Raw genomic sequence first — 8,775 nt, forward strand, 5'->3', positions numbered from 1 at the left:
ATAATCGTCAAGTGTCGATGACTGCCGTCAAGTCCTATTGAGTCCACGGATTGAGGCTTAGCCCGGACCACCGGCGCGATCGGCCGGTAGGACTCGCGCCGCTTAATCTGCTCGCTCACCCGCACCCGCACCTCGTTGCTGCGCGGTACAGCGAGGATCGACCGGTTGCCCAGTGCTCTTGGCCCCGATTCAGAGGGCCCGGTGTAGAGCGCGACTACGCGGCCCGCAGCGAGGTCGTCGGCCACCGAGGTGACAGAAACCTTTGTCGCCTCGATTCCGAAACCGCGGCCCAGGTACGGGTTCGACGTCACGGTGTCGGGATAGCGGTTCCACAGGGCACCCAATGATTGTCCGGCGTCGGAGGGCATGGCGGGGATAAAGAGGTCGCTGTAGAGACCGCTGTTCGCCAGACGGCCGTTCGCCACCACGTTCATCGCGCAGCCGCCGACTAGGGCCAGGCGGGGCGAGAGGGAACGGAACCGGTCCGCGACCTGTAGCAGTTCCTCCTCCCACTCCTTCTGCACGGTGGCAGCGAGGTCACGACGTTGGTCGTCGGGCTCCCGGGAGTAGACGTCGCTGAGACCGTAACGCCGGAGGAGGTCGTCGACACCGTCGAAGTTTCCCCGGTTGAAGACGTCGACCTCGGCCCGTATTCGAACGGCCAGATCGGGGTCGTACCGACCGAAGGCCGACAACCCCAGCATCTTCCCCGAGTCGGAGGAGTTGGCGAGCATGTAGTCGGGTTGGACCGTCATCTGGGTGGCGGTGCCGTACACCCGCCCGGTCAGGAAGGTGTGTTCGAGAACGGCGACCCGGTCCACCCGGCCGTGGTCGTAGAGGTACATCGACGTGGCCCCGTCCTCCGACCAGCCATCGGCACAGAGCACCAGGCAGTGATCGAACGCCGACGGCAGGGCGGTGCCGATGTGGTTGAGGTGATGACCGGTGATCACCGGAGTAAATTCTCGACGGCCGATCCTGATCGGGCGGGCCAGGTCGTACTTGGCACTCCACTTGGCGACGAGGACCTCGTCGACGGCGTCCTCGTCGGCGTCGAGATAGCGCAGCGCGGCCGAGACCACCTCGTCCATCTGCTCGGCGGTGGCAGCCACGTGCTTGATCCCGAGCACGCGCTCGGCTTCGAGATGGAGCAGCAGTCGATTGGTGGAGGCGACGGTCACGTTGGAGTCGTGATCGCCGAAGAACATGGATACGACGAGTCGACCCGACCGATTCAGCATGTGGGGAATCCTTAGCAGTTGATCAGGCATAACTGGACAGACAGAACCGTGCCGCCGAGTCCGCGTGTGACAGCACCACACTCCCTCCGGAGATCGCACCTGCGATCAACGAGTTCTCGGCACCGACCTCGCCCCTGCCTGCGCCGACGGAAGTGGAAACGCGTACCCCTGGGTCACCAGACGCATGAGGAGGCTCTCTGACAGACGGCACGTGTCCATGGAGGGGCACATCATGACTTTTCGTGGATCGGAGATCGTCGCGTCGAGACGCAAACGTTGATGCCCGCGATGCGGATCGGCGACGCGCAGCACCTGGTTGGCGTAGCTTGTCCAGGGTGCGAGCAGGTAGGAGGACTCCTCCTCGAAGGTGAGGGCTTCCTTCATCCCGTATGCCTCGAAGAAGACCTGCGCGATGGAGTCCTCGTAGTTCTCGTAGATCTTGCGGGTACCGCCGAACCGGGACCTCCGTTCATCGAGGGACTTCTGGATCGGTGACTTACTCAACGGCACGGGATCGCCATCGGGTCGCGCGAGCATGTCGAGTGTCCTCATCGCGACGGTGCGCCTCGTAAACTGGGCACGTGCCCGGTCGAGGGCGGCATCCTCCACGGCCACGGTCGCCAGTCTTTTTACTGCTTCCAGGATGGCGTTCGCCAGCAGGATGGGGTGCACGACCGGACCCATGGTCGACCGGTGAACGGGCACCAGGGTCAACTGTTGGGGGAACCCGTCCTGAAACTCGAGGTGGCCACCCCACGCTGTGGTCACCACCTGGTGGCCGTTGACCAGGGAGGCCAGGATCGACGAGCCGAAGTTCTCGTCCGAGTGCAGCGTCGGTGAGACGAGGATGTGCGGCTCGGGGTGCAGGTCGTAGAGGAGCCAGTCTCGGGGTTTGGGTCCGTGCCAACGCACCACGCCTCCCAGGCCCAACGACTCAGTGAGCCGGCGGAGGAAGGTGCCGTAGTTCGGAAACTTGAGCCCCATGTTCGGGCTGCCTAGGTTGTCCTCGCCGCCGTACACATCCAGGGTGAGCCTCGGCGCGTGGTCGTGGAAGGTACGAAGAATCCACAGGGCGAACAACAGGGTGTGCAGGTTCTTTTGCTCGGAGACACGCCCCACATAGGCCAGCCGGATGGTCGTGCGTCTGCCCTCCCACGTCCTCCCGTCCGCCTTGAACTGGTCCACCAAGGGAAAGGGGATGAGGCTGATACGGGCGTTCGGGAAGCAGTATCGTGTCGCGGTCGCTTCCGCTTCGCAGGACACTACGAAGGTGTCCCTCTCGGTCAACACGTCCGCGAGGGCGCCGAAGGCGTGAAAACCCTCGGTGGAGTCGCCGTGCACATAGAGGGTCATCGGCGTGTCCGCCCTCAGCCGTGTTCGCAGAAGCAGGGCAGCCTTCACGGTCTCGGGCGTCACGGTGGTCAGGACGACGCGTTTCAAGCGCGACGCCGAGTCTAGAAGCCACCGCTCGATCTCCGGTGGCAGGGGCACGCACAGGATGCGGACCTTCTCCTGCTGGGATCGGCCGATACCTGCCCAGACCCCCTCCACCGCCGGGATGATCTCCTGGAGGCTCCACCACCAGTCCTTCTCTCGGGTGGTGAGCACGAGGATGCTACCGCCGCTCGACACGGGCCTGCCTCACAATCCCCGCTTGGGTGCGGCTGGCGAGAGTCGCCCTCACGGACGCATCGAGAACGTGCAGGGCCCGGTCGAGGTCGCCCTTGGCGACGGTGAGGGGCGGCATGAGCTTCACGACCTCGCCCTCCGGGCCACAGGTCTCCACCAGAAGACCCCGCTCGAACGCCGCCAGGCTGATCCGCCTGGCCATCTCGCCGCTGGCTGCCCGCAGGCCCCAGGCAAGGCCACGCCCTCGGGTCGTCAGCGCCGCCTCGGGGTAGGAGAGCCTGATTTGCTCCAGGCCGGTGGCGGTGTGTTCTCCTTTGATTCTGATGGCCTTCTCCAGCCCGTCGTCGCTCCAGTAGGCGCGTATCGCCTCGGTGGCGGTGACGAAGGCCAGGCTGAACCCGCGGAAGGTGCCGTTGTGCTCAGCCGGCTTCCACACGTCTAGCTCAGGCCGGATCAGGGTGAGTGCCATCGGGAGGCCGTAGCCGCTGACGCTCTTGGACAGGCACACAATGTCCGGCTCGATCCCGGCGTCCTCGAAGCTGAAGTAGGGGCCGACGCGACCACACCCCATCTGGATGTCGTCGACGATGAACAGGAGCCCATGGCGACGGCACACGGCGGCCAGTTCCCGCAGCCATCGAGTACGGGCGACGTTGATCCCACCTTCGCCTTGCACTGTCTCTACGATGACGGCTGCCGTCCCGGCGAGACCACCGGCGGAGGCCGCCAGCAGGCCCTCAAGGTCCGCGACATCGGTGTGGTGCTCGTCGTAGGGCAGTTCAGTGCAGTACGGGAGCGGGACCCCGGCGCTGCGCCGGATCGCTGGATTGCCGTTCACTGACAGAGCGCCCAGGGTCATGCCGTGGAAGGCATTGCCGAAGTAGGCCAGCCACCGCCTACCAGTGACTCTGCGGGCCAGTTTGAGGGCCGCTTCCACGGCGTTCGCCCCCGCCGGGCCGGGGAAGACGACCTTGTAGTTGAGCCCTCGCGGAGCAAGGATCCTTTCCTCCAGGGTCTCAAGCAGGTCCGCTCTGGCCTCGGTCCACATATCCAGCGCGTGCGTCACCCCGTCCCGTTCGAGGTAGTCGATAAGCGCCCGCTTGAGAGCCGGGTTGTTGTGGCCGTAATTGAGGGTGCCGGCACCGGTGAAGAAGTCCAGATAGGGGGTCCCATCCACCCCGTAGAGCCAGCTTCCCGCCGCCCGGCCGAACACTGCCGGCCACCTTCGGCTGTAGCTGCGCACCTCTGACTCACGCCGCTCGAAGATGCTCATGAGAGAGTCCGCCTGTCGTATGTCGCGGGTGCTGCCATGGGACAGTTACGAAAAGTAGGTCAGGTACGCGCGCTTAGGGCAGGCACGGGCCCCGGTGACGGCACGGTAAAGACGCTGTCGTGCGGGGGTGTGACCTTGGGGCTGCGGGCGTGCCTACGAACCCGGTCGACGGTGCCCTAACCTCACGGCTTTCTCGCTGCCCAGAGCAACGCTGCCGCAGCAGCGGACCCCTTGTGGTAGGCCTGCCTGGGCACAAGGGAAGTTGCGCTGGTCCTGTCCAGGACGTCGGAGGTCACTTCCTGACCCCGGACCGCGGGCAGGTCGTGCATGAACACCGCTTCGGCTGGTCCGCTGAAACGACTCATCGTCTCCTTGGTCACAGCGAACTGCGTAAACTGTGACAGCCATTCCTTGTCATGACGGACATTGCCCATGGAATTCCACCGGGTCGTGTAGACCACGTCGACCGGATCCGGTGACCAGGGAAGCTTGTGATGTTGGCGGACACGGTCTCCGCCACGCACGGCGTTCAGGGACTCTAGCTCTTCTGGCCGGAAGCCCAGCCCGTCCGGACTGTAGACATCGAGACCCGCGAAGGGCAGCTTGCAGATGAGCAGGGCCAGTGCGCGGGCGGTGTTGTTCACTTCGCCCAGATACGCCACGCGGAGACCCTCGACACTGCCGAAGTGCTCGAACATCGCACACAGGTCCGCGATCGCCTGGGTGGGATGCTCCTCGAACGTCAGGGCGTTGATCGTCCCTGGAACATGGACGGCCAGTTCGGCCAGTTCGCGTTGCGGACCATTGGTGCGGGCAACGACGAGGTCGAGATGGTTCGCGAACATCGCGCCCGTGTCGCTCCACGTCTCACCAGTGGAGACTTGGAGATCAGCCAAACCCATGGGCAGCACGTCACAGCCGAGATTCAGCGCGGCGCTCCAGAACGAGATCCTGGTCCTTGTCGATGGTGCCGTGAACACCAGACCCACCCGCGTTCCGTCCAGTCGGCCCGCGAAGGTCCGCGGTGCCTGCCCGTACCGAAACGCGACCTCCCCGAGGCCGGAGATCTCCTCCCTGGTGAGGTCCGCCAGGCTTAACAGTGTTCTTGGGCCCGAATGTCCAGCATCCACTAAAACCACCTTGAGGTATAAGCGCCTATCCCGACATGCCTTCTGGTCATCCCAGGTATTTCTCGGGTCCGCCGTCGCGCACCGTGTCAAGGGTGACGCAGTGGAATCCCCCGCCGAGCACTCGTGAATGACGCAGTCTATGCGGCACGACCTCGATGCCGCTAGCTTCCAGGAGACGGATGAGCTTCCGCTGGTTTTGATCGACCACGGCCAGTTGCGGATTGACCATCAGGAGGTTCATCCCCACCCAAGGAGTGCTCAGCCGGTAGGGAAGGAGGGGTGGTTCCGATTCCTCGATCGGGGGGCACCAGATTACATCCCACCTATGCAGCACCTCCGGAATTGTGTCCGGCCGGACTCGTTCGGGATTGAGGAGAACAAGTCCTGGACGTAGAAAACAGATCGTGCTGTCGATGTGCGTCCCCTGGTAGAGACCACGCAGCGGGTGGACGCGGATATCACCCAGTAATCGCAGGGTCGACTGGAGCCAGTGCATGCCGATCTCGTTGCCACTGCGCGACACCTGGTAGAAGACGTCACGTCCTAGTCGGAGAACGTTGGCCGCTTCGAACGCCGGTTCGGCCTCACCCAACAGCGGGCCTCCGTCCGCATCCGTCAGGTAGAGCTCGTCGCGAAGCAGGGGACGGGGGGCGGATAGCCACTGCCCACCACGCACTAGGTAGTCCCGGAACAACTCTCGCAGGCTGGAAAGCTCGAAGTACCGGGCACGCGATGGACTGGGCGTTTCGATGATGGTCGAACCGATGACCAGGGCAAGGTCACGTGGGCAGTACGAGTGGCGGCCCTGGCTGCGCCAGCCCGGACCGCTGAACTCTTGGTCGTGGTCTGCCGCCGACGGTTGGTGGACGACGACACCCAGGTCACGAAGGGTCGTCACCAAATCGGCGAGGTCCTCGTTGGTCTCCTCGACGACCCGCTGTGGGAAGGGCCCGCCGACGCGTTCCCGTTCGGCGGGTGAGAGCTCAGGGAAATCGTTCAGCCAGGCCGATGGGTCGGTCTGCGCCGGGATCCTCGCGTGAGTGGCGTTCCCGACGATGATCTCCCGAAGCCGCGTAAACTCGTCCCAGGAGTTCACGGCCTCCAACCGGTTCTCCTGCGAGCGTGGCACCGCGTGTTCCACGGCTAGGTCGGCTGTAGCCTGCGCGCCTGGCAGAACCACCATCTGATGTGCTCCTGTCGACTGCACGTCCGGACGGCGGGAACCTTCATCGGATCCGCCGTAAGGGAACTCCTGCGACAATCGCGAGTTCGCCATCGGCAGAAAGTTTCTGGACTGCCGTCGACGGTCACGATCTCGGGATGTCTCTACGTTGCCATGCCGATCGTCAACCAGATCTCCTGTCACCTGACGCGACTAGTCTGGTACGCGGTGGCCCCAGCGGCGAAAAGTCAGCGCGGATCCGCAGATCATTATGCGCATCAGCCAACGGTCCGTTCCGTCGAAACGTGCTATGAAGGGCGTGCGGGCGTGCACGACCCGCTTGTTGTCGAAGATCAGCAGATCGCCGCGTTCCATCACATGAGATATGGCGACCTTGTCGAGACAGGCGCCGAGTTCCCGAAGCGCCTCTGCCGCTTCCGTATCGGCCTCGTCGATCGGCTCGATGTGGTGCGTGTCGTAGGCGATTTCCAGTGCCGACTCCGTTCCCGACAGGATAGCCAGTGGGCGCATCGACAGCTCGCCGGGCAGAACGTGTGCGGGGTCCGGTCGCACGTAGAAACGCTGCTCCCGAAGGATCGCCACCTGATCGGGCGAGAGCCGGACATCCTTCACCTGGGCGTACTTTGACGCCGCAGAGGGGTCGCCCCGGAGGCACAGGAGTCCGGCATAGTCGCAGCGGTCCTCGCGAAAGCTGTCCTCGCAGTGCCAATCGAGCATCCCGGTGCTACTCTGGCTGGTCTGCGTGAATTCCATGCTCCGGACGGGGACCATGTTCTGGACGATTCGGCCACCGTAGAGGGTCGAATAATTGAAAGGCTCGCCCAGGTTGACCATCACGCCGGCCAGTAGCAGTGCGGCGCGTTGCGCCGAGCCGGATGGTGACGCCGAAGGAGACGTCGCGGTGGCGGGGAAGGTCACGCTACTCGACAGGAGTCCGCGCAACAGAATCACGTCCCCGTCCGGCGCGTAGCGCCGGAACTCGATGACGCGGCGACGCAGGTCGGACGGGAGGAGCGGGGCCACTTCGAGCGCCAGATCGACGAACTCGTCCGGCGTGAGCAATTCCAGGTCCCTGTCGTCAGCCAGTCGACCGACCGCAGCCCATAGTTCTTCAGCTTCGTATCGCTGCATCACGACTGTCGAAGTGGACGGCTTCGTGGTAGATGCCACTCCTGTCCCTCTCGTTCGGTGTTCGCCTCCGAGAACAAAGACGTTCACATAGTACCCCGTCGATCAGTGTGCACCAAGAGGTCGGCGCGACCCGAGTCGCTTGCGAGCGCCGAAGGACCTCGGCCGCACTCGTACGCCGCCACCGCGTCGACGACACCGTCAGCCGAGCCCTCGCCCTGACGACCAGCGCGACGGCGTGGGGTGTTGCGAGGAGGTAGGGCAGCACCGCGCCGAGGGGCACGGCAGGCAACCGGCCTCGACCCAGCGGCTGCGCATCGCGTGCGCTACACCCGAGCGTGTACCGTGCCAAAACCCCTGTACATGGTTGTGAGCTGGCATTTTAGAGATCTTTCGGCTGCCCGGTGGTACTCGTTGATCACGCCGCCGAGTCGTTGTCGGCGTCGTATCGGGACGTCCAGGGCGACAGGGCCGTTGCGTAGTCGGTTGAGGGCTGGTTGAGCTGGGAGTTTGGAGCGTTCCGGGGGTCTACGCAGGACGGGCACGGCCCGTTGGTGATCATGAAGTTGCGAAGCCACATGATCACGAGGAAGACCGCACCCGCCGATGCCATCATCACCCACCGAGATTCTCCTGCCGCACCGACCCACCGATACGCCTCTGCCGGTAGCGGTCACTGACAGCGAGCATCGTGGCCTGTTCGTCGCGTTGAGGGCGGTGTCCGATCCGCGTGACCCACGTGGCCGCCGCTACCCCCTGGCCAGCATGCTCGCCGTCGCGGTGTGCGCGGTGCTGGCCGGGGCGTGCACGTTCGCCGCGATCGCCGACTGGGTACGGGACCTGGACCGCACCGCATGGGCGAGGCTCGGGTTCACCGACCGGGTCCCCGCCGTGACCACGGTGTGGCGGTTGTTGATCCGCGTCGACGCGCAGACGCTGTCGGCGTGTTGGCAGGCTGGCTGCGGGCACGCACCACACCGGGCGGCGGGACCGGACGGCGGTGGCGTCTCGTCATCGCCATCGACGGGAAGGTTGTGCGCGGCGCCCGGCTCGCCGACGGACGTCAGGTCCATCTGCTGTCGGCCTACGACACCAGCACCGGCATCGTGCTCGCCCAAGTCCAGATCGCCGCGAAGTCGAACGAGTCACCCTGTGCCGAGCACGCCGCTATGGCGTGAAAAACTGCGGTAC

General features: G+C 64.7%; 7 protein-coding genes and 1 pseudogene. 2 read left to right on the plus strand and 6 right to left on the minus strand.

The genetic code is table 11. From position 1 onward, the window contains the following. The 6 genes from ACFHWU_RS28145 to ACFHWU_RS28170 all read right to left on the minus strand — a co-directional run. Positions 1 to 1,241 (minus strand): carbamoyltransferase C-terminal domain-containing protein (locus ACFHWU_RS28145; RefSeq protein ID WP_416592166.1); only part of this gene is annotated, 1,241 nt, incomplete at its 3' end. Between the two features lie 105 nt (positions 1,242 to 1,346). Beyond that, entirely contained in the window at positions 1,347 to 2,849 is a 1,503-nt protein-coding gene (locus tag ACFHWU_RS28150) for a glycosyltransferase (protein ID WP_416556561.1), read from the minus strand. A gap of 7 nt (positions 2,850 to 2,856) precedes the next feature. Beyond that, positions 2,857 to 4,143 carry a diaminobutyrate--2-oxoglutarate transaminase gene (ectB, locus tag ACFHWU_RS28155; RefSeq protein ID WP_416556562.1) on the minus strand — a complete coding sequence of 429 codons (1,287 nt, stop codon included), beginning with the start codon at positions 4,141 to 4,143 and terminating at the stop codon, positions 2,857 to 2,859. 182 nt (positions 4,144 to 4,325) lie between these two features. Beyond that, complete coding sequence (locus ACFHWU_RS28160) at positions 4,326 to 5,282, minus strand: ornithine carbamoyltransferase (RefSeq protein WP_416556563.1); 957 nt, start codon at positions 5,280 to 5,282, stop codon at positions 4,326 to 4,328. A gap of 37 nt (positions 5,283 to 5,319) precedes the next feature. After that, entirely contained in the window at positions 5,320 to 6,456 is a 1,137-nt protein-coding gene (locus ACFHWU_RS28165; protein WP_416556564.1) for a scyllo-inosamine-4-phosphate amidinotransferase, read from the minus strand. Between the two features lie 192 nt (positions 6,457 to 6,648). Next, complete coding sequence (locus tag ACFHWU_RS28170) at positions 6,649 to 7,587, minus strand: TauD/TfdA family dioxygenase (protein WP_416556565.1); 939 nt, start codon at positions 7,585 to 7,587, stop codon at positions 6,649 to 6,651. A 762-nt stretch (positions 7,588 to 8,349) separates the two neighbouring features. Between ACFHWU_RS28170 and ACFHWU_RS28175 the strand changes: the two are divergent. Next, positions 8,350 to 8,478 (plus strand): annotated as a pseudogene (locus tag ACFHWU_RS28175) (DDE transposase family protein); the annotation flags it as partial. 50 nt (positions 8,479 to 8,528) lie between these two features. Further along, positions 8,529 to 8,762 carry a hypothetical protein gene (locus ACFHWU_RS28180; protein ID WP_416592167.1) on the plus strand — a complete coding sequence of 78 codons (234 nt, stop codon included), beginning with the start codon at positions 8,529 to 8,531 and terminating at the stop codon, positions 8,760 to 8,762. Positions 8,763 to 8,775: the final 13 nt, after the last annotated feature.

It is taken from the genome of Micromonospora sp. LOL_015 (assembly GCF_048060275.1).
In the GTDB taxonomy this organism is placed as follows: Bacteria; Actinomycetota; Actinomycetes; order Mycobacteriales; family Micromonosporaceae; genus Micromonospora_E.